Origin of the sequence: Nocardioides sp. T2.26MG-1 (genome assembly GCF_950101795.1) — a bacterium.
Classification (GTDB): domain Bacteria; phylum Actinomycetota; class Actinomycetes; order Propionibacteriales; family Nocardioidaceae; genus Nocardioides.
This window is the reverse complement of the sequence record NZ_CATNLZ010000036.1, coordinates 151,427-171,843: the sequence shown is the minus strand read 5'-3', so window position 1 is coordinate 171,843 and position 20,417 is coordinate 151,427. Positions and strand designations below refer to the sequence as shown.

The window sequence follows — 20,417 nt, the reverse complement described above, 5'->3', positions numbered from 1 at the left end:
TTCATGGCCGTCTCCCTATCGTCAGCGTCGGCAGGTCCGGTGCGCCCGCGCGTGCCAGCGCCAGCAGCGCGTCGACGTCGAGGTGCTCCTCGACCAGGTCGCCCAGCAGCTCCAGCCGCCGCTCCCGGGCGGCCGGGAACGACGCGGTGCTGGTCACGCCGAGCGCCTGCGCGAGGTACGCCGCGCGGTGGGCGTCGTCCTCGAGCGCCCCGTGGACCATCGTGCCGGTGACCGGCCCGGCGGTCCGCTCGCCCACCACGCGGCCGTGGTGGATCTCGTAGCCCGCGGGCGCGCGGAGGCGCAGCACCTTCTCCGGGCTGAACGTCGTGGCGAGGTCGAGCAGGCCGAGGCCCTCGACCGTCCGCGGTGCGCCCTCCACGCCGTCCGAGTCGGTGATCGTGCGGCCCAGCATCTGGCAGCCACCGCAGATGCCCAGCACCGGCCGTCCGGCGCGGGCGTGCTCGACGATCGCCTCGTCGAGCCCCCGCGACCGCAGCCACGCCAGGTCGCTGATCGTCGCGCGGGTGCCGGGCAGCACGACGAGGTCGGCGTCGGCGAGGTCGCGGGGGCGCGCTGCGAACACGACGTCGAGCTCGGGCTCCAGGCCGAGGGCGTCGACGTCGGTGAAGTTGCTGATGCGGGGGAGCCGCACCACCGCCACCCGCACGCGTGCCGTGTCCTGGCTGCGCCGGCCGTCGAGGTCGAGCGCGTCCTCGGAGTCGAGCCAGAGGTCGGGGTGCCAGGGGAGTACGCCGTGCACCGGCCGGCCGGTCAGCGCCTCCAGCTGCCGCAGCCCGGGCTCGAGCAGCTCGAGGTCGCCGCGGAACTTGTTGACGATGAACCCCGCCACCAGCGCCTGGTCGGCCGGCTCCAGCAGCGCCACGGTGCCGACCATCGAGGCGAACAGCCCACCCCGGTCGATGTCCCCGACGACCACCACCGGCAGGTCGGCGTGCCGGGCCAGCCCCATGTTCACGTAGTCGCTGGACCGCAGGTTGATCTCCGCCGGGCTGCCCGCGCCCTCCGCGACGACGACCTCGAAGCGCGAGGCGAGGTCGTCGTACGCCGCGTGGGCCGCGAGCGCCAGGTGCCGCCGGCCGGCCTCCCAGTCCGTGGCCGAGACCTCACCCGCCGGCCGGCCCATCAGCACGACGTGGCTGCGCCGGTCGCTGCCGGGCTTGAGCAGCACCGGGTTGATCGCCGGCTCGGGCGTGACCCGGGCAGCGAGGGCCTGGATCCACTGGGCTCGCCCGATCTCGGCGGTCGCGCCGTCGCGGTCGTGGCAGACCATCGAGTTGTTGGACATGTTCTGCGCCTTGTATGGTGCGACCGCGACGCCGCGTCGCGCGAACGCCCGGCACAGCCCCGTGGTGACCACGGACTTGCCGGCGTCGGAGGTGGTGCCGGCGACCAGCAGGCCGCTCATGCGGGTGCTCGCAGCAGGTAGAGGTCCATCACCCAGCCGGCTGCGGCCTTCGCGCCGTCGCGGGCCCGCTCGATCTCGTCGAGGACGTCGCCGACGCGTCCGGCGGCGAGCGCCTCGGTGGGTGTGCCGAGGTTGGCGCCCCACCACAGCGACCAGTCCTCGAGGCCGGCGAGGTCGAGGTGCGCGTTGAGCATGACGCAGAGGTTCGTCTGCCCGGCCGCGATGTCCTCGCGCAGGCGACGTCCGGTGGTGACGTGCACCGGCCCGCCCACCGGGTGCAGCACGATCCGGTGCCGGGCGGCCAGCAGCTGTGGGGCGCTGATGCCCGGCAGCACGTCGTAGTCGATCGGCAGTCGCGCGGCGAGCCGCTCGACGATGCGGATCGTGGAGTCGTAGAGCGACGGGTCGCCCCAGACCAGGAACGCCGCGGTGCCGCCGCGCTCGCGCAGCACGCTCTCGTACGCCGACACCCGCGCCTCGTGCCAGTCGGCGACCGCGCGCTCGTAGTCGGCCTCGCGGTCACGGGGCGGGTCCGGGACGGCGACGACCTCGACCCCGTGGGCCCCGGCGATCGCTCGGCGGGCAGCCAGGAGACCGTCGTCGGTGTTCTTCGCCGCGGCGATCACGTAGTCGCAGCCGCGCAGGGCCTCGGCGGCTTCCGGCGTCACGTGCTGCGGGCCCATCCCCACGCCGATGATGCGGATCCTCACGCGTCGTCTCCTTCCAGGTCGCCCTCGACCTCGAGGTAGACCTTCTGCAGCGAGGCCAGCGTCTCCGCGTCGGGCTCCGCCCACAGCCCGCGCTCGGCGGCCTCGTGCAGCCGCTCGACGATCCCGCGCAGCGCCCACGGGTTCGAGGTGCGCAGGAACTGCTGGTTGGTCTCGTCGAGCACGTAGGAGGCGGCCAGCGACTCGTACATCCAGTCGTGCACCACCCCGGCGGTCGCGTCGAAGCCGAAAAGGTAGTCCACGGTCGCGGCCAGCTCGAACGCGCCCTTGTAGCCGTGTCGCTGCATCGCGCCGATCCACCGCGGGTTGACCACCCGCGCCCGGAACACCCGGTTGGTCTCCTCCTGCAGCGTGCGGGTGCGCACCGCGTCGGGGGAGGTCGAGTCGCCGACGTACGCCTTCGGGTCCGCGCCGGTCAGCGCGCGGACGGTGGCGATCATCCCGCCGTGGTACTGGAAGTAGTCGTCGGAGTCGGCGATGTCGTGCTCGGTGCTGTCGACGTTCTTGGCGGCCACCTTGATGCGGCGGTACGCCGTGCGCATGTCGTCCGCGGCCGGTGCGCCGTCCAGCCCGCGGCCGTAGGCGAAGCCGCCCCACGCGGTGTAGACCTCGGCGAGGTCCTGGTCGTCGCGCCAGCTGCCGGACTCGACGACCTGGAGGATGCCCGCGCCGTACGACCCCGGCTTGGAGCCGAAGATCCGCGTGGTCGCGCGCCGGGCGTCACCGTGCTCGGCCAGGTCGGCGCGGGCGTGGGCGCGCACGAAGTTCAGCTCGTCGGGCTCGTCGAGATCCGCCACCAGCTGCACGGCGTCGTCGAGCATCGCGACGACGTGGGGGAACGCGTCGCGGAAGAACCCCGAGATCCGCACGGTGACGTCGATGCGCGGGCGACCGAGCTCGGCCAGGTCGATCACGGCCAGGTGGTTGACCCGGCGCGACATCTCGTCCCACTCGGGGCGGACGCCGAGCAGGGCCAGCACCTCGGCCACGTCGTCGCCGGAGGTCCGCATGGCGCTGGTGCCCCACACCGAGAGCCCCACCGAGGTCGGGTGCTCCCCGGTCTCGTCGAGGTAGCGCTGCACCAGCGACTCCGCCATCGCCTGGCCGGTCTGCCACGCGAGCCGCGACGGGATCGCCCGCGGGTCGACGGTGTAGAAGTTCCGTCCGGTCGGCAGCACGTTGACCAGCCCGCGCAGCGGCGACCCGGACGGCCCGGCCGCGACGTACCCGCCGTCGAGGGCGTGCAGCAGGGTGTCGATCTCGGCGCCGGTCCCGGCGAGGCGGGGGACCACCTCGGTGGCGGCGAAGCGCAGCACCCGCCGGACCGCCGGGTCGTCGTGCAGGGTGTCCGCGACGGCCGGGTCCCAGCCGGCCGCCTCCATGGCCACGACCAGCGCGCGGGCCTGCTCCTCGTAGGCATCGACGGTCGCGGTCGCGGCGCCCTCGGTGAGACCGAGCGCGGCGCGCAGGCCGGTCACCGCGTCGCCGACCCCGCCCCACACCTGCGAGGCGCGCAGGATCGCGAGCACCAGGTTGACCCGCGCCTCGCCGGTTGGCGCCTGGCCCAGCACGTGCAGGCCGTCGCGGATCTGCACGTCCTTGATCTCGCAGAGCCAGCCGTCCACGTGCAGGATGAAGTCGTCGAAGTCGTCGTCCTCGGGGCGCTCGTCCAGCCCCAGGTCGCGGTGCAGCTCGGCGGCCCGCATCAACGCCCAGATCTCACCGCGGATCGCCGGCAGCTTGGCCGGGTCCATCGCTGCGATGTTGCCGTACTCGTCGAGCAGCTGCTCCAGCCGCGCGATGTCGCCGTACGTCTCCGCGCGCGCCATCGGCGGGACCAGGTGGTCGATGATCGTGGCGTGCGCGCGGCGCTTGGCCTGCGCGCCCTCGCCGGGGTCGTTGACCAGGAACGGGTAGAACAGCGGCAGGCTGCCGAGCGCGGCGTCGGTGCCGCACCCGGGGGAGAGCGCGGCGTTCTTGCCCGGCAGCCACTCCAGCGAGCCGTGCTTGCCGACGTGCACGACCGCGTGCGCGCCGAAGCCGCCCTCCGCCTCGGGGGCCTCCAACCAGCGGTAGGCCGCGAGGTAGTGGTGGGTGGGCGCCAGGTCGGGGTCGTGGTAGATCGCGACCGGGTTCTCCCCGAAGCCGCGCGGCGGCTGGATCATCAGCACCACGTTGCCGGCGACCAGCGTTGCCAGCACGATCTCCCCGTCGTCGTTGACGAACAGGCTGCCCGGCGCCTCGCCCCAGGCCTGCGTCATCTCCTCGCGCAACGCGCTCGGCAGGTCAGCGGTCCACGCGGCGTACTGCTCTGCGGTGATGCGGACGTGGGCGTCGGTGAGCTGGCCCGCGGTCAGCCACTCCTCGTCCTGGCCGCCGGCCGCGATCATCGCGTGGATGAGGGCGTCGCCGGCCTCGGCGTCTCCCTCGAGGTCGAGCCCCGGCACCGCGCCCGGCTCGCCGAGGTCGTAGCCCGCATCGCGCATCCGGCGCAGCAATCGGATCGTCGACACCGGGGTGTCGAGGCCGACGGCGTTGCCGATCCGCGCGTGCTTGGTGGGGTACGCCGACAGCACGAGCGCGACCTTCTTCTCGGCGTTCGGCACGTGCCGCAATCGCGCGTGGTTGACCGCGATCGCGGCCACCCGCCGGCAGCGCTCGGCGTCGGCGACGTAGCGGGGGAGCCCGTCGCGGTCGATCTCCTTGAACGAGAACGGGACCGTGATGATCCGCCCGTCGAACTCCGGGATCGCGATCTGGTTGGCGGAGTCGAGCGGGGTGACGCCGTCGTCGCTCGCCTCCCACTCCGCGCGGCCGCTGGTGAGGCAGAGCCCTTGCAGGACAGGGATGTCGAGCGCGGCGATCCGCTCCACGTCCCAGGTCTCGTCGTCGCCGCCGGCGCTGACCGACGCCGGCACGCTGCCGCCGGCCGCGAGCACCGTGACGACCAGCGCGTCGAGGGTGCCGAGCGCCTCGAAGAGGTCGTCGGGCGCGCTGCGCAGCGACCCGGCGAAGATCGGTACGCCGACCGCCCGCTCGGTCGCGTCCACGGCGTCGGCCAGCGCGTGCGCGAACTCCGTGTTGCCGCTGGCCTGGTGCGCCCGGTAGTAGAGGATCCCGACCCGCGGCAGCGGCGCTCCGGTGGTTGAGGCCTCGAAACCACCGCGCTCGGCGTACCCCCACGACGGGATCACCGCGGGCGGCTCGAAGCCATTGCCGGTCAGCAGCACGGTGTCGGAGAGGAACGCGTGCAGCTGCGCCAGGTTCGCGGGCCCGCCCTCGGCGAGGTAGCGGTGCGCCTCCGCGGCGATGCCGATCGGGATGCTCGAGAGCTCCATCAGCTCCGCGCTCGGCTGCGCCTCGCCACCCAGCACCACGACCGGCCGGCCGCCGTCGAAGATCCGGTCGCGCCACGGCTCCAGGTCGTGCGGTGAGCCCAGCAACCGGACGACGACCAGGTCGACATCATCGAGAGCCGGGAGCGACCGGGCAGGGTTCGCCAGCACGTACGCCGCGCCGCTGGCCCGCGCCGAGAGCAGGTCGGTGTCGGACGTGGACAGCAGACAGATGCGGGTGGACGCGTGGGTCGGCACAGCCATGGCCGGGGTTCCTCCTCCGGGGTTCTCGCCCCGTCTAGCGGTCGGATCGAACCCCAGGTCAGTGTCTGGCTGGCGGCCCTCTCGGGCTGCGTCACAGTGGCGGAACCGCCCCGGAGTCTCACCGGGTTCCTGTGCCAAGGGCGTGGCCGCAGCCTACGGCAGCCGCCCGCGTCGCGTGGGGCCGCTCAGCCCGCGGGCGGGTACGGCTCGGACCTCAGCAGCCGGGCCAGGTGCGCCGCGTTGGCGGCCAGGACGCTCGTGGTCGAGGCGGTCTTCTCGGGACGCGGGTCGACGTCGCGGTAGTCGGTGGACTGCATCGCCTCGCCGACCCAGTAGGTCACGGCGTTCGCGGGGATGGTGAACCCGGTGTCGTTGAGCGCCTGGTAGAGCTCGGCCGAGACGTGGTGGGCGCCGTCCTCGTTGCCGACGACGGCCACGCCGGCGACCTTGCCGAACGTCACCATCCGGCCCTCGTCGTCGGTCTCGCTGATCTCCGCGTCGAGCCGCTCGAGCACCATCTTGCACACCGAGGAGGGCTGGCCCATCCAGATCGGCGTGGCCAGCACCAAGATGTCGGCAGCGAGGACCTGCTCCCGGATGGTGGGCCACTCGTCGCCGTCGCCCTCGTCGGCGGAGACGCCGAACCGGACGTCGTGGTCGACCACCCGGACCAGCGTGCTCTCGACGTCATGCCGCGCGAGCGCGGCGATGACCTCGGTGGCGAGCAGCTCCGCACTGGAGTCGGCGGGTGCGTGCTTGAGGGTGCAGTTCAGGACGAGGGCGCGCAATGACGTCGGCATGGCCGGCCGGTACCCGGCCCGGTCCGGGGCCACACGGACCCCGCTCGGTCGCCGCGAGGGGGAGTCCCCTTTTCGCGCTGTCGGTGACCTTTGCGATGCTTGGCGCTCCGAAGACGCAGGGAGGGACCAGGGGGGAGCAGCAGTGAGCGAGATCGCGGGCGAGCTCGCGCGCGTCAAGGGCGCGTTCGCGCAGCCCACCCTGACGCTCCTCCACCAGCGGCAGGCGCCGGTGGTGATCACGATCTTCCGGGCGGCCTTCGGCCGCCACAACCGGCCGATCCCGACGGCGCGCCTGCACACCCAGGTCGAGGAGCACCTCGCGGCGATCCGGCTCGCGGGGGAGCAGGACGTCCCGGTCGGCACGGGCAGCCAGATCTGCCAGCGCTGGATGCGGGGTCAGTGGCTGGTGCGGTCGCTCGACGACTCGGGCCGCGAGGTCTACGCGTTGACGTCGCACGCGCAGCAGGCCCTCGAGCTGGTCAAGAACCTCGCCCGCGACCGGGCCACGTTGAGCGAGCACCGGATCGCGACCATCCTCGGGACGGTCCGCCGCTTCAACTCCGAGGCCAACCCCGACCGCTCCGCGCGGGTGAGCATCCTCAACGAGGAGATCGCCCGGCTGCAGCTCGAGCGCGACCGGCTGGTCGAGGGCGCCGACATGGTGGGCGCCACCGAGGACTACATGCTCGAGGGCTTCACCGAGCTGCTCTCGCTGATCTCCGCTCTGCCGAGTGACTTCGCCCGCGTCGAGGAGCGGTTCGCCACGATCCGGGGCGAGATCCTGGCGGCGTTCCGGGCCGAGGACCGACCCGCGGGCGAGGTGATCGACGACTACCTGGCGCGCGCCGACGCGCTGATGACGGCCACCCACGAGGGCCGGGCGTTCGAGGGCGCGTTCATGCTGCTGCGCGACGACGCGCTGGTCACCCAGCTGCGGGAGGACCTGACGGCGCTGCTGGAGCACCCCCTCGCCGACCGGATCATCAGTGACGCGGACCGGGCCGAGGTGCGGGGCACGGTGCGCCTGGTGCGCGACGGCCTCGACCGGGTGCTCGCCCAGCGGTCCCGGGTCACGGCCACGCTGAAGGAGTACATCGTCTCCCACGACGCCGCCCGCGACCGCGAGCTCGAGCAGACCCTGCGGCAGGTGGAGTCGGAGCTGATGACGTGGATGGCGACCACCGGGCCCCGGGCCGCGCACGACGTGCCCCTGCTGCCGGCGCGCGCCGCCGTCGAGCACCTCCGTGAGCGGTTCCACGACCCCGCCGACGACCTGCTGCCCGAGCGGATCGGCCAGGCCGACCCCGACGACGCCCCACCCCTCGCGCTCGCGGACCTCATGGCCCAGGGCGGACCGAAGCTGTCCTCGCTGCGTCGTCGCCTCGACGAGGCGCTGGTCTCCCTGACCCCGGTCAGCTCGCTCGGCGAGCTCTTCGACGAGCTCGAGCCCTCGCTGCGGCGTCCGGTGGAGATCTTCGGCCTGCTGCACCTCGCGGCCGACCGGGAGTGGCGGGCCGACGACGCGACGGAGCCCTATGTGGCGGTCCGCGCGGACGGGACCCGCCGTACGTTCGCCGTGCCGCGCACGCCGCTGCCCGACCCCGACCTGCGCGAGAAGCGCGAGAAGCGCGAGAAGAAGGACACCCGCCGATGAGCGTCGACACCCACGCCGAGACCGCTGCCGGGACCGACCTCGAGGAGCTCCTCGACCAGGACTCGGTGTCGCTGTTCGAGGGCGACGAGGGCGGCCTCGAGTACGCGCAGCGGCATGCCCTGGTGACCCTCCTCAAGCAGCGCTTCATCAGCGCCCGCACGCACGCGCGCGACTGGCAGGTCCTGGTCGAGCACGAGCGCGTCCTCCGCTCCCGCCTCAACGACCTCTTCCTCGACCTGCAGGTCGACCGCGTCCGGGAGGTCGCCTGGAAGCGGCAGGCGACCGCCGAGGCGGGCGACCGGTTCCCGACCCTGCTCTACGACGCGGCCTGGTCCCGCGAGGAGACGCTGGTGCTGGTCCACCTGCGCGACCGGCTGCGCGCGGGCCTGGCGAGCGGCGACGCCCGGGTGTTCATCGACCGCGAGGACCTCGTCGACTACGTCGCGAGCTTCCGGCCGCCCCACGCGACCGATGTGGCGGGCGACGAGAAGCGCGCCCGCAACGCCGTCGCGAGCATCGTCAAGTCCGGCCTGCTCATCGGGTCCGGGACCGACGAGCGGTTCGAGATCAGCGAGGCGGTGGAGCCGCTCCTTCCCCTCGAGCTGCTGCAGGAGCTCTTGGCGGCGCTACAGCGCGCCAACAGCACGGACGCACCACCGGAGCCCGACGTACCGGCGGACCTGTTCGACGAGGACGGCGACTCGGAGACGACCTCGCAGGGGGATGACGACGATGTCCGTTGACGAGATCGAGGCCGCGTCCGCCGAGGGCCTCTTCGAGCGGCAGCAGGTCGCCACGCCCACCGACGACACCGTGCAGTGGCGCGCGTCCCTGCTGCAACTGGTCAACTGGGGCGGCTTCGGCGGCCTGACCACGGTCCCGCTGCGCGGCGACACCACGGTGATCTCCGGGGCGTCCGGAGTGGGCAAGAGCACGATCCTCGACGCGTACACGGCGCTGATGATGCCGTCGGACACGAAGTTCAACGGCGCGTCCAACGACGCGGTCGCAGGGCGTGCCAGGAGCGTCGGCCAGCGCAACCTGCTGTCCTACCTGCGCGGCGCCGTCGACGTGGTCGACGACCCGCGCACCGGACGTCCGGTCGAGAAGCTCCTGCGCGGCAAGGGTGCGGACACGTGGGGCGCGATCGCGATGACGTTCGTCAACGACCGGGGCGGGCTCTTCACCGCGCTGCGCACCTACTACGTGCCGCGGCGCGCGACCCGCCCGGCCGACGTGCAGATGCAGCTGGCCACCCACGAGGGCGCGGTCGCGCTGGACGCGCTCGAGGCCGCGGTGCCCGAGCGCTTCCACGCCAACACCCTGAAGAAGCTCCTGCCCGGCATCCGGGTGCACCGCACCTACGCCGAGTACTCCGCCGTCCTGCACGCCCGGCTCGGCATCGGCGCCAACGGCGACGGGGCGAAGGCGCTGCGGCTGCTGGCCCGGATCCAGGCCGGCAACCAGGTCCGCAGTGTCGACGAGCTCTACAAGGAGATGGTGCTCGAGCGGCCGTCGACGTACGCCGCCGCGGACCGCGCCATCGAGCACTTCGACGACCTCGAGACGGCCTACTCCGCGATGCGCACCGAGGAGCAGAAGCTCCAGCTGCTCGAGCCGATCGGGGGGCTCCACGAGCGCCGGGGCGTGGCGGCGCGACGGCTCGCGGAGCTCGACTCGTACGGCGTCACCCTCGGCGGCGACACGCCGCTGCGGCTCTGGCTGCTCCGCACCCACCTGCGCCTGATCGAGGCCGCGGTCGCCCGCAACCGTGACGACCGGGCCTCGACCGCCGACGAGCTCGCCGCGACGGCGTCCACCGAGCGCGACCTCGTGGCCGACCTCGAGGCGGCGAAGCAGGCGCACCGCGCGGCCGGGGGATCGACCCTCCAGGCGCTCGCGCTGTCGCTGGAGCAGGAGCAGGTGGTCCGCGAGGACCGGCTCGGCCGCCGCGCGGTCCTGCAGGAGCGGATCCTGCCGCTCGTCGACGTGGCCGACGCCTCGGCGCCCGACGTGGCCGACGCGCTGATGTCGGCCGAGTCGTTCGCGGTGCTCCAGCTGCACGCGCGGCAGTGGCTCGCCGGCTGGCAGCGCGACCAGGAGCGGATCCGGCAGCAGCGCGACGCGGCACTGCGCCGGCAGTTCCCGCTCAGCGACCGCCAGGCCGAGCTGCGCCGCGAGCGCGACTCACTGGAGATCCGCGCCGGCCGGGTGCCCGCCCGCCTGCACGAGCTGCGCGCCGAGGTCGCCGAGGCCAGTGGGCTCGGCGCCGACGAGCTGCCGTTCGTCGCCGAGCTGATCGACGTCGCGCCCGAGGAGGCCCGCTGGCGCGGGGCGATCGAGACCGTCCTCGGCGCCAGCGCCCGGACGATGCTCGTGCCGCTGGACCGGCTCGAGCAGTTCTCCACGGCCATCGACGGGCTGCGCCTGCGCGGCCGGCTCACGTTCGAGGGCGCCGAGCTCGACCTGCCCGACCTGGGCCCCACCGACCCCGAGCGGGTCGCGGGCAAGCTGCTCTACCAGGACTCGCCGTTCTCGGGCTGGGTCCAGGCCCACGTCGGCGCCCCGGCCCGCAACGCGCTGTGCGTGGAGTCCGCCGACGGCCTTGCCGGCCCGGGCTTCCGGGTCACCGTCGCGGGGCAGACGCGCAACGGTCGCCGCGGTGCCCACGGTCGCCAGGAGTCGCGCAACATCATCGGCTTCTCCAACGCCGACGCGATCGCCGAGGTCGACGCCGAGCTGGTCGGCCTCGAGGAGCAGCTCGACACGATCGCCGGCGAGGTCGCCGAGCTCGACCGGCAGGCACGGATGCTCGAGCAGCAGCGGGTGTCGTACGACGCCGTCGCGGCCGCCCGCTTCGACGACCTCGACGTCGACGGCAGCGACCGCCGGATCGCCGAGCTCGAGCACCGTCGGACCGAGATCCTCGGCGCCGACGACCAGCTGCGGGCCCTCGAGTCGCAGATCGACGGTCTCGAGGTCCGGCTGGAGGAGACCCGTCGTGCCCGCTTCGCCCTGGAGCAGCGTCAGCGGGAGCTGAACACCGCGCACGGCGACCTGGTCGACGCCGAGGACCACGTGAAGGACCGGCTCCAGGCGATGGAGACGACCGGCCGCGTCGTGATCAGCGACGAGCAGGAGGCCGCGCTGGCCCGGGACTTCGCCGAGGCCGCCGCCCCCGCCGATCCCGAGGACCTCGAGCGCTTCCCCGAGACCTCGCAGCGGCTCGCCGGCCGGCTGCGGGACGCGGTGGCCGACGCCGAGGCCGAGATCCGGCGCGTCGACGACGAGCTGACCGCGATCTTCCGGATGTACAAGTTCCAGTGGGACTCGCCCAACCTCGGGCTGACCGCGGAGTCCTTCCCCGACTACGCCCGGATCCTCGACGACATCCGGGGCAAGGGCCTCGCGGCCCGCCGCTCCGAGTGGCGCCGGCGGCTCACCGAGTGGAGCGGGCAGGACCTCGTGCCCCTCGTCGGAGCGATGGCGGCCTCGATCGAGGAGATCGAGGACCGGCTCGAGCCGATCAACGCGATCCTGCGTCGTCTCGAGTTCGGCTCCTCCCACGACCGGCTCCGGATCCGGCTGCGTCGGCTGGCGCCGGCCCACGTCCAGGCGTTCATGAAGGACCTCCGCGCGCTCTCATCGGGATCGACCACGGACCTGGGCGAGGAGCTGATGGAGAAGCGGTTCACCGAGCTCAGCAGGTTCATGCAGCAGCTCCGCAAGCCCAGCCAGGTCGGGGGGGCGACGGCCGTGCTGACCGACCGCGACCGCCTGCTCGACGTACGCCGCCACGTCGAGGTCAGCGCCGAGCGCTACGACCACCTCACCGGCGAGCTGCGCGCGACGTACCGGACGCTGGGGGAGAAGAGCGGCGGGGAGAGCCAGGAGCTGGTCGCGTTCATCGTCGGCTCGGCGCTGCGCTTCCGGCTCGGCGACGAGATGCGGTCCCGCCCGCGGTTCGCTCCGGTCTTCCTCGACGAGGGGTTCGTGAAGGCCGACTCCGAGTTCGCCGGCCGCGCCGTCCAGGCCTGGCGGGGGCTCGGGTTCCAGCTCATCGTGGGTGTGCCGCTCGACAAGGTGACGGGTCTCGAGCCGCACATGGACGAGCTCCTGGCGATCACCAAGAACAGCACGACCCACCGGTCCTGGATCACGCCGATCACCGGGGCCGGTCAGGTGGAGGCCTCCGCCGGGGGCTGAGCGGCCGGGGCCGGGGCGCCACCAGCGCCCCGGGATACTGGGGCCGTGTTGATCACCAGGGAGGACGTGCTGCTCGCGGCCCGTCGGATCGAGGGACGTGTCCGGCGTACGCCTCTGCTGGCGCCGGCGGGCCGGGACGGTGTCTGGCTCAAGGCGGAGTTCCTGCAGCACTGCGGGGTCTTCAAGACCCGGGGCGCGTTCGCCTGGCAGCTCGCCTCGGTCGAGAGCGGTGCCCTCGGGGACGCCGGCATCGTGATCGCGTCCGGGGGCAACGCCGGTCTGGCGCACGCCTTCGCCGCGCAGCAGCTCGGGCTGCGGGCCACGGTCTTCGTGCCGGAGGCGGCACCGGAGGTCAAGGTCGCGCGCATCCGCGGGTACGGCGCGGACGTCCGGCGGGTCGGGACGGAGTACGCCGAGGCGCACGGCGCCGCCGTCGAGTTCAGCGAGGAGATCGGGGCGGGCCTGGCACACGCCTACGACCTACCCGAGGTCGCGGCCGGCGCCGGCACGCTCGCCGAGGAGATGCTCGAGGACGAGCCGTCGATCGACACGATCGTCGTGGCCGTCGGCGGGGGAGGGCTCTACGCCGGTGTGGCCGCGGCCGCCCGCGGCCGGGCCCGGGTGGTCGCCGTGGAGCCGGAGCGGTGCCCGACCTTGCACGACGCGATGTCCGCAGGGCACCCGGTCGACGTCGCCGTGTCGGGCGTGGCGGCGGACTCGCTGGGTGCGCGGCGTGTGGGTGACCTGGCGTTCGCGGCGCAGCAGGCGGAGGCTCCGGTCTCCGTGCTCGTGAGTGACGAGGAGATCGTGGCCGCGCGGGCGGCGTTGTGGGCGGAGTACCGCATCGCCTCCGAGCACGGCGCGGCCACGGCGTACGCCGCGCTGCTCTCGGGTCGCTACCTGCCCGAGCCGGGGGAGCGCGTGGCCCTGGTGGTCTGCGGCGCGAACACGGATCCGGCGACCGGCCTCACCTCGCCGTGACCATCCGTGACCGCGCCGTGATCAGTTCGTGACCTTCGACGGTCTCGGGTGCGGAGCGCCTCGTGCGACACGCTCCCACCTGGATGTTGCGGGCGTGTTTCCGCAGGTCAGCCGGGGGTTCGATGTCGCCGAGGTCACACGTCGCGGAGGCGGCGTACGACGAGCGGGTCGGCCGACCCCAGGGCTGCCACCCGGCGGCGCAGGTGGTCGCGGTCGAGCTCGTTGGTCGCCATCCCCAGCGCTCGCTCGTACGACGACCGCGCCTCGTCGGCCCGACCGGAGCACTCGAGCAGGTCGCCCTTGACGGCCGGGAGGAGGTGGTAGTCCGTGAGGTTGCCGGACGACTCGATCTCCTCGACCAGCCGCAGCCCGGCCTCCGGTCCGTCCGCCATGCCGACCGCGACGGCGCGGTTCAGGGCCACGACGGGCGAGCCGGTCACCGCGAGGAGCGTCGCGTAGAGCTCGGAGATCCGCCGCCAGTCCGTGTCGTCGGCGGTCGGTGCGACCGCGTGGCCGGCGGCGATCCTCGCCTGGAGCGCATAGGGCCCGTCGCCGTCGGCTCGAGCGAGCAGCGCGAGTCCGTCGGCGATGGCCTCCTGATCCCATTGCGAGCGGTCCTGCCGGTCGAGGGTGACGAGCCGGCCGTCTACGGCCACCCGCGCGGCCCGACGGGAGTGCTGCAGGAGCAGCAGGGCAGCCAGGCCGAAGGTCTCCGAGTGCGGCATCGATCGCACCAGGAGGGAGGCCAGCCGGATGGCCTCGTCGCAGAGGTTGCGGCGGACCAGCACGTCGCCCGTGCTGGCGGCGTACCCCTCGTTGAAGAGCAGGTAGACGACCGCGAGCACGCCGTCCAGGCGCTCGGGAAGCGCCTCGGACGGCGGCACCCGGTAGGGGATGCCCGCTGCCCGGATCTTGTGCTTCGCGCGCACCAGACGCTTGGCCATCGTCGGCTCGGAGGTGAGCAGAGCGCGTGCGATCTCCGCGGTCGTCAGGCCGGTGAGGGTTCGCAACGTCAGCGCGACGCGTGCCTCCAGCGGCAGCGCCGGGTGACAGCAGGTGAAGAGGAGTCGCAGCCGATCGTCGGCGATGCCGCTCTCGTCGGCCGGGGGTACCTCGGGCGCGGGCAGGAGAGCCACCTCCCTCAGCTTGGCCGCCTCCACTCCCGCGCGGCGCAGCCGGTCGAGCGCGCGGTTGCGCGCAACGGTGGTGAGCCATGCCCCCGGCTTATCGGGTGCGCCGTCCGGCCACGTCTCCAAGGCGCGAGCGAAGGCATCCTGGGCGCACTCCTCGGCGAGGTCCCAGTCGCCGGTCGTGCGGATCAGGGTCGCGACGATGCGACCCCAATCCGAGCGGAAAGCGGCCGCGACCGCCTCCTCGACACCCACGCCGCGGTCGCTCACTGGTCCCAGAACGGCCGGATCTCGATGGTCCCGATCCTCGCGACCGGGTGCTTCGAGGCGATCTCGATCGCCTCGTCGAGATCCGCCGCCTCGATGATGTCGAACCCGCCGACCTGCTCCTTGGTCTCCGCGAACGGACCGTCGGAGACCAGCACCTCGGTGCCCCGCCGGCGGACGGTGGTGGCGGTACTGGTGGGGGCCAGACGGTGGCCGTCCTCGCGGGCGCCCCGGGCGGTCATCTCCTCAACCCAGGCGGTGGGGTCGAGATCGACCCCGGAGAAGTCGCCGTTCTCGTCGCCGCAGACGAGCATCAGGTACTTCATCGGACCTCCTCGGTGCGAGCGTAGTTGCGTCCGAGGACGGCGGCGACCCGCGCGTGCCGCGCGCGGCGACGGGCGGCGCGCAGCTCGGTCTCGCGGTGCACCTGAGCCAGTTGTGCGTTGATCAGCTCCGGGTAGGCGTCGGCCAGTGTCACGATCATCTCGGTCTCCTTTGGTTGGAACGTCTTGCCCAGACGACGAACCGAGGACGGCGAGATGGACAGGCCGACCAAGGAAGTTCGAGAAGGGACGGTGGTCGACCCTCGTGCTGGAGTAGCCGGCGTGGTCGCGTCATCTACCGCGTCCGGATCCGTCTATGACAGGTCATCCAGATCAGGAAGAAGGAACGATGAAGACTCTCCTCGTCATGACGGTGGCGCTCGGTGCCCTCGTGGTCGGCGCGGCTCCTGTGGAGGCGGCGACGTACTACGGACACACCTCGCGTGCGGTCGCTCGCGACATCGGCTGCACGCACTTCAAGGGCAACGGCGGTGGGGGCATGGTCTACCGGACGGGCGTGTGCCAGTTGCGGGGCAAGCGGGTGAACGTGATCACGTTCAAGAACAAGGAGCAGCAGCGGTCCTGGAACGTCGTCGCGAGGGCGGCCTTCGGGCCGCGCTACTTCTGGGGCAACGGCAAGGGGGCGCTCATCGTGGCCCGGAACGGCAACCGGCCCGCCGCCGTCCTCGGGGCCCACGTGCTTCCGGGCAGGGTGGCGCAGGGTAGCGCCCAGCGCTTCGCTCTCACCACAGCCTCGGCTGTCGACGGTTCCCCTGGAAGCGACGAACGGCGCCCCCGCGGGCAGAGGCCGCGGTGGCGCCGTCGCTGGTCAGCGAACCGCGCTGATCAGATGTCGTAGTTTTGACCTTGCGCGCTTCTGACCTGCGCGAACGGCATGATCGTGGCCAGTTGGGCCGCGCTGGGGCCTCAGGCGAGCTGTCATCGATTGGTCTTGTGAAGACGATCTCCCGCCGAGTTCGAGCTCTTGGCGGCGGGACACACCTTAAGGTGAGGCGACCGCCGCTTCCAGCCTCGCCGAGAGGTAGTCCGTCCGGTTCCGTGACAGTAGGTACTGGACTCCGCCCCGCCGCCTGACGAGAACTCGACGGCAGGGATACCGCCACGCCCGTCGGCACCGACTCTTCCACCCTTGTCGCCCGATTGACGACTAGTGACCACCTTCGGCTAACATCGCCCTATGACGATGAAAGCGACGGACGACGAAACAACCGTCCTCGACGAGAGCGCGGCCCTCACGGCAGCAGCCTGCCTGTTCCACGGGTTCTCCGACCCATCCCGGCTGACGATCGTGCGGCACCTTGCGCTGGGCGAGCACCGCGTGGTGGACCTGACCGATCACCTCGGCCTCGCCCAGTCCACGGTCTCCAAGCACCTTGCCTGCCTCAAGGACTGCGGGCTGGTCACCTCCCGACCCGAAGGCCGGGCCTCGATGTGGTCGCTGAACCACACCGACACCGTCATCGAGCTTCTCTCGGCCGCCGAACGGCTCCTGGCCGCGACCGGTGACGCCGTCACGCTCTGCCCGAACTTCGGCGCCAGCACCTTGGTGGACGCATCATGAGCACGTCCGTGAGCCTTGCCCCGACCGAGAGAGCACGACTGGGGCGGCGGGCACAGCTGCTGGCCGCTGCCTCCGTGTCCTACAACCTCATCGAGGCGATCATCGCGATCACCGCCGGCATCATTGCCGGCTCCGTCGCCCTGGTCGGCTTCGGACTGGACTCGGTGGTCGAGGTCTCCAGCGGTCTCATCATCCTGTGGCAGTTCCGCCATCGGCTGCCCGAGTCCCGCGAACACCAAGCGCTGCGACTGATGGCGTTCTCGTTCTTCGCCCTCGCCGCCTACGTCACCTTCGAATCAGCCCGAGCCCTGGTGAGCGGCCACGACCCGGACCCCTCGCCGGTCGGCATCGCACTGGCCGCGGCCTCTCTGGTGATCATGCCGTTCCTGTCCTGGGCACAACGCCGCACCGGCAAGGCCCTGGGGTCCAACGCGGTCGTCGCCGACTCCACCCAGACCCTGCTGTGCACCTACCTGTCGGCCGTGCTGCTCGTCGGCCTGGTCCTCAACGCGACGCTGGGCTGGTCCTGGGCTGACCCGATCGCCGGCCTGGTCATCGCCGGCGTCGCGGTCAAGGAAGGACTCGAGGCCTGGCGTGGGGAGGGCTGCTGCGCGCCCACCGGCATTGGCACCCCTGGCGCCGCATCCGATGTCGGCTGTGACGATGGCTGCTGCAGCCCCGCCTCGGAGAGCCCCGTGCTCCTGTCCCTCGACGAGCTCACGAAGGAGATTCACTGATGGGTGCAGGACACGGACATGGCCATGGTGCGCCCACCGGACATGCCGGTGGTCGCTATCGCGCCCGACTGGCTGCCGCGTTCGCGCTCGTTGCTGGGTTCTTCGTCGTCGAGCTCGTCACCGGGATCGTCTCGGGCTCCCTCGCCCTGATCTCCGACGCCGGGCACATGGCCGCTGACGTGGTCGCCCTGGGTGCTGCCCTGGTTGCGACCAAGATCGCCACCCGACCGGACTCGACCGGCCGTCGCACCTACGGCTCCTATCGTGCCGAGGTGTTCGCCTCGGGCCTCACCGTTCTCATCATGCTCGGCGTCGCCGTCTATGTGGTGATCGAGGCGATCGGCAGGATCAACGGCGAACCCGACGTCGCCTCGACCCCGATGCTCGTGGTCGGCGCCATCGGCCTGGCGATCAACATCGTGTGCGTACTTCTGCTGCGGGCCGGATCCCAGGAGTCCCTCAACGTCAAGGGCGCCTACTTCGAGGTCGTCGCCGACGCAGCGGGCAGCGTCGGGGTGATCATCGCCGGTGTGCTGGTCACCCTGACCGGCAACGGACTGTGGGACACCCTGGTCGCGCTCGCCATCGGCATCTTCGTCGCCATCCGCGCCGTCGTACTCGGCCGCCAGGTCCTCGCCGTCCTCGGCCAGCACATCCCCGAAGGCATGACGCTCACCGAGGTCGTCGCCGACCTGGAATCGGTCCCGGGCGTCAGCGACATCCACGACCTGCACATCTGGACCCTCACCTCGGGGATGAACGTCGCCACCGCCCACCTCGTCCTCGGTGACGGCGCCGCCGCCCAAGACGTGCTGGCCGAAGCGCATCGTGTCCTCGCCGAACGCCACCACATCGAACACGCCACCCTCCAGGTCGAGGAAACGCCCACCAATCGATGCCACGAGGTCAACTGGTGACTGAGCCGACAACGACCCCACGTCGTCTCCCGGTCCCACCTGTCGCGGTCCTCGGCGCGGCCGCAGCCGCCCAACACGTGCTCTCACGCCGACACGGACACATCGGGGCCGCCCGCGGGCTCGCGGGCGCCGCGCTCGCCCTGACTGCGGGTGGGTTCATCGCCGGATCGGTCCGCGAGTTCCGGCGCGCCCAGACCACCGTCAACCCCGTTGCCCCGGACAGGGCAACGTCCCTCGTGACCGGCGGCCCCCACCAGCTGTCCCGCAATCCGATGTACGTCGGGATGGCTGGACTGCTGGTGGCACACGCGGTGGCACGGGGGAACTGGGCCGCAGTCTTGCCGGCCCTCGGGTTCGTCGCCGTAATCGACCGCGTGCAGATACCAGCCGAGGAGGGAGCGATGGCAGAGCTCTTCGGTCGCGACTACGCCGAGTACGCCGCACGCGTGCCTCGCTGGCTTGGGTTCTAACTCGGGCCGCGGTCGGATCCCACGCCTGGACTATGAATGGTCCGGAGGACGTCGCTGCAACCGCCTTCGGAGTCGGTCCGCCATCGAAATCGCTCTCGCAATTGCTCTTGAATCGCCGCGGCGGTTCGACGCGAGTTCGACCCTTCCGTCCTGGCTGTTGGCGCTAGTCACGCGGGTGATCAGAAGGCATCGTCTTCGTTCTCTTCGGGATCTATGTTGTCCACGGGACTTTCGCCGTCCGGTGGCGCATCGCCCGTATCACGCTCCGGCGTACGGTGCCCGAACACGGCGTCGACAGCTCGCTTCGTGCGCTCGGCGCTGTCCTCGACGAGGTGGGTGTAGGTGCGCAGGGTGAAGCCGGGGTCCGCGTGGCCGAGGTACTCGCTGAGGGCCTTGATCGACTCGCCCTCATGAAGTGCCGTGCTGGCGTAGAAGTGTCGAAGTGCGTGACTGCCGTTCTCTCGCGTCACCGGGACCTCTGCCCGGTTCAACGCTGGCTTCCAGATGAAGGCGTTGATGTAGTTCCGTGCCAGCGCCTTCTTCTCGCGGCTGTACAGGAGCAGCGAAAAGGTCGTGGGCTTCCCGTCCGTCCTGTCCCAGGGGAGTGTCACCTCGATCGGTGGATGGGCGGTCATGTGCGCGTTGAGCGCCTCCAAGACCGCATCGGGCAGCGGAACGTCTCGGACCTTCCGTCCCTTCGGCAGGCCGAACATTTGCTTGTTGCGGACCAGCTTGACCTGGCGCCGAACGTGCACCTCACCACGGTCGATGTCGATGTCCTCCGGGGAGAGCCCGAAGATCTCGCCCTGCCGCATGCCGAGTCCGGCACCAAGCCAGACCATGAGTTGGTAGCGCGGCGGCAACTCGTCGCGGACGGCGAGCACCCGATCCCGGGTCCAGGGCACGACCTTGTGGTGCCCGCGCTTCGGGCGGCGCACGGACCGCGCTCGACACGGGTTCGCGACGATCAAGGCGTCGTCGACCGCCGCCGTGAAGACCGTCGACACGTTCGCGAAGATGATCTGTCTATAGGACGGTGCGAGATCCGTAAGCGTGCGGAGCCAGCCTTGGATTGTCGACGGCTGGATGTCGTTCAGGTTCCGGTTCCCGAGCACCGGAAACGCGTGCAGGCGGAACCTCAGCTCGACGGCGACGTGGGTGCCTTCATCGAAGGTTTGGGCCGCGAGCCACTTCCGCGCGTAGGTCTCGAACAGGACCTTGCCCGCGTCGGGATCGACGTACTGACCGCGCACCAGATCCGCAGACACGGTTGCTGCGAAGCGATCAGCGTCCACCTTGCGCTTGAAGCTCTTGTTGCGCTCCTTGCCATCCGGACCACGCCAGCGGACTCGGTACGACCTGAGGACCTGACCGTTCTTGCCCCGGCGCTCGCGCCGCTCAATGTGGGCCATGGTGGCCCGCCAGATGTTCATCTAGCCATGCGCGGACGGCGGCCGGTTCGTACCGGAGGTGCCGGCCGACGCGATACGCGTCGGGACCAGCGCCCTTGTGTCGCCACTGGTACAGGGTCGCCACCGGAATGCCAAGGAACTCGGCCACCTCGTCAACGGACAGCAGACGCTCCATCTTCTGCCTT

The 20,417-nt window shown here is 71.7% G+C and carries 18 protein-coding genes and 1 riboswitch; of the genes, 9 read left to right on the top strand and 9 right to left on the bottom strand.

What is annotated here, in order from left to right; genetic code table 11:
* Window position 1: 1 nt before the first annotated feature.
* From QQZ14_RS23990 to QQZ14_RS23975, 4 genes are all read right to left on the bottom strand, one after another.
* Window positions 2–1,426: a cobyric acid synthase gene (locus QQZ14_RS23990; RefSeq protein WP_284536954.1), complete on the bottom strand. Its 1,425-nt coding sequence runs from the start codon at window positions 1,424–1,426 to the stop codon at window positions 2–4.
* A complete protein-coding gene (gene cobF, locus QQZ14_RS23985) occupies window positions 1,423–2,136 on the bottom strand; it encodes a precorrin-6A synthase (deacetylating) (protein ID WP_284536953.1) in 714 nt (237 codons plus the stop codon). Before cobF ends, QQZ14_RS23990 begins: the two co-directional genes overlap by 4 nt.
* Window positions 2,133–5,753, bottom strand: coding sequence for a cobaltochelatase subunit CobN (gene cobN, locus QQZ14_RS23980; protein WP_284536952.1), 3,621 nt, complete (start codon window positions 5,751–5,753; stop codon window positions 2,133–2,135). Before cobN ends, cobF begins: the two co-directional genes overlap by 4 nt.
* Window positions 5,754–5,792: 39 nt before the next feature.
* Window positions 5,793–5,907, bottom strand: a riboswitch (cobalamin riboswitch).
* 31 nt (window positions 5,908–5,938) lie between these two features.
* A complete protein-coding gene (locus QQZ14_RS23975; RefSeq protein WP_284536951.1) occupies window positions 5,939–6,553 on the bottom strand; it encodes a flavodoxin family protein in 615 nt (204 codons plus the stop codon).
* Window positions 6,554–6,695: 142 nt separating this feature from the next.
* On the opposite strand from QQZ14_RS23975, the gene QQZ14_RS23970 reads away from it, so the two are divergent.
* From QQZ14_RS23970 to QQZ14_RS23955, 4 genes are read left to right on the top strand one after another with little or no spacing between them, the layout of a single operon-like run.
* Window positions 6,696–8,207 (top strand): DUF3375 domain-containing protein, encoded by a 1,512-nt coding sequence (locus QQZ14_RS23970; RefSeq protein WP_284536950.1) that lies wholly within the window; start codon window positions 6,696–6,698, stop codon window positions 8,205–8,207.
* On the top strand, window positions 8,204–8,950 hold the full coding sequence (locus QQZ14_RS23965) for a DUF4194 domain-containing protein (RefSeq protein ID WP_284536949.1): 747 nt from the start codon (window positions 8,204–8,206) through the stop codon (window positions 8,948–8,950). The genes QQZ14_RS23970 and QQZ14_RS23965 overlap by 4 nt, the downstream gene beginning before the upstream one ends.
* A complete protein-coding gene (locus QQZ14_RS23960; RefSeq protein ID WP_284536948.1) occupies window positions 8,940–12,413 on the top strand; it encodes an ATP-binding protein in 3,474 nt (1,157 codons plus the stop codon). Before QQZ14_RS23965 ends, QQZ14_RS23960 begins: the two co-directional genes overlap by 11 nt.
* Window positions 12,414–12,458: 45 nt before the next feature.
* Window positions 12,459–13,394: a threonine/serine dehydratase gene (locus QQZ14_RS23955; protein WP_284536947.1), complete on the top strand. Its 936-nt coding sequence runs from the start codon at window positions 12,459–12,461 to the stop codon at window positions 13,392–13,394.
* 134 nt (window positions 13,395–13,528) lie between these two features.
* On the opposite strand, the gene QQZ14_RS23950 is transcribed toward QQZ14_RS23955, so the two are convergent.
* Genes QQZ14_RS23950 through QQZ14_RS23940 form a run of 3 tightly spaced genes read right to left on the bottom strand, consistent with a single transcriptional unit; the run spans window position 13,529 to window position 15,275 of the window.
* The gene (locus QQZ14_RS23950) at window positions 13,529–14,794 is read right to left on the bottom strand and encodes an RNA polymerase sigma factor (protein WP_342395252.1); all 1,266 of its coding nucleotides are present in this window, start codon (window positions 14,792–14,794) and stop codon (window positions 13,529–13,531) included.
* Window positions 14,791–15,117 carry a YciI family protein gene (locus tag QQZ14_RS23945; protein WP_284536946.1) on the bottom strand — a complete coding sequence of 109 codons (327 nt, stop codon included), beginning with the start codon at window positions 15,115–15,117 and terminating at the stop codon, window positions 14,791–14,793. The genes QQZ14_RS23950 and QQZ14_RS23945 overlap by 4 nt, the downstream gene beginning before the upstream one ends.
* Window positions 15,114–15,275 (bottom strand): hypothetical protein, encoded by a 162-nt coding sequence (locus QQZ14_RS23940; protein WP_284536945.1) that lies wholly within the window; start codon window positions 15,273–15,275, stop codon window positions 15,114–15,116. Before QQZ14_RS23940 ends, QQZ14_RS23945 begins: the two co-directional genes overlap by 4 nt.
* Window positions 15,276–15,463: 188 nt before the next feature.
* Between QQZ14_RS23940 and QQZ14_RS23935 the strand changes: the two genes are divergently transcribed.
* The 5 genes from QQZ14_RS23935 (at window position 15,464) to QQZ14_RS23915 (ending at window position 18,820) form a co-directional block, all read left to right on the top strand.
* Entirely contained in the window at window positions 15,464–15,973 is a 510-nt protein-coding gene (locus QQZ14_RS23935) for a hypothetical protein (protein WP_284536944.1), read from the top strand.
* Between the two features lie 339 nt (window positions 15,974–16,312).
* A complete protein-coding gene (locus QQZ14_RS23930) occupies window positions 16,313–16,696 on the top strand; it encodes an ArsR/SmtB family transcription factor (protein WP_446740520.1) in 384 nt (127 codons plus the stop codon).
* Window positions 16,693–17,433, top strand: coding sequence for a cation diffusion facilitator family transporter (locus tag QQZ14_RS23925; protein WP_284536943.1), 741 nt, complete (start codon window positions 16,693–16,695; stop codon window positions 17,431–17,433). The genes QQZ14_RS23930 and QQZ14_RS23925 overlap by 4 nt, the downstream gene beginning before the upstream one ends.
* Window positions 17,433–18,350 (top strand): cation diffusion facilitator family transporter, encoded by a 918-nt coding sequence (locus QQZ14_RS23920; protein WP_284536942.1) that lies wholly within the window; start codon window positions 17,433–17,435, stop codon window positions 18,348–18,350. The genes QQZ14_RS23925 and QQZ14_RS23920 overlap by 1 nt, the downstream gene beginning before the upstream one ends.
* Window positions 18,347–18,820, top strand: a complete 474-nt coding sequence (locus QQZ14_RS23915) for a methyltransferase family protein (protein ID WP_284536941.1) — start codon at window positions 18,347–18,349, stop codon at window positions 18,818–18,820. Before QQZ14_RS23920 ends, QQZ14_RS23915 begins: the two co-directional genes overlap by 4 nt.
* 179 nt (window positions 18,821–18,999) lie before the next feature.
* On the opposite strand, the gene QQZ14_RS23910 is transcribed toward QQZ14_RS23915, so the two are convergent.
* A complete protein-coding gene (locus QQZ14_RS23910) occupies window positions 19,000–20,253 on the bottom strand; it encodes a tyrosine-type recombinase/integrase (protein ID WP_284536940.1) in 1,254 nt (417 codons plus the stop codon).
* Complete coding sequence (locus QQZ14_RS23905; protein ID WP_284536939.1) at window positions 20,219–20,407, bottom strand: helix-turn-helix transcriptional regulator; 189 nt, start codon at window positions 20,405–20,407, stop codon at window positions 20,219–20,221. The genes QQZ14_RS23910 and QQZ14_RS23905 overlap by 35 nt, the downstream gene beginning before the upstream one ends.
* Window positions 20,408–20,417 lie beyond the last annotated feature (10 nt).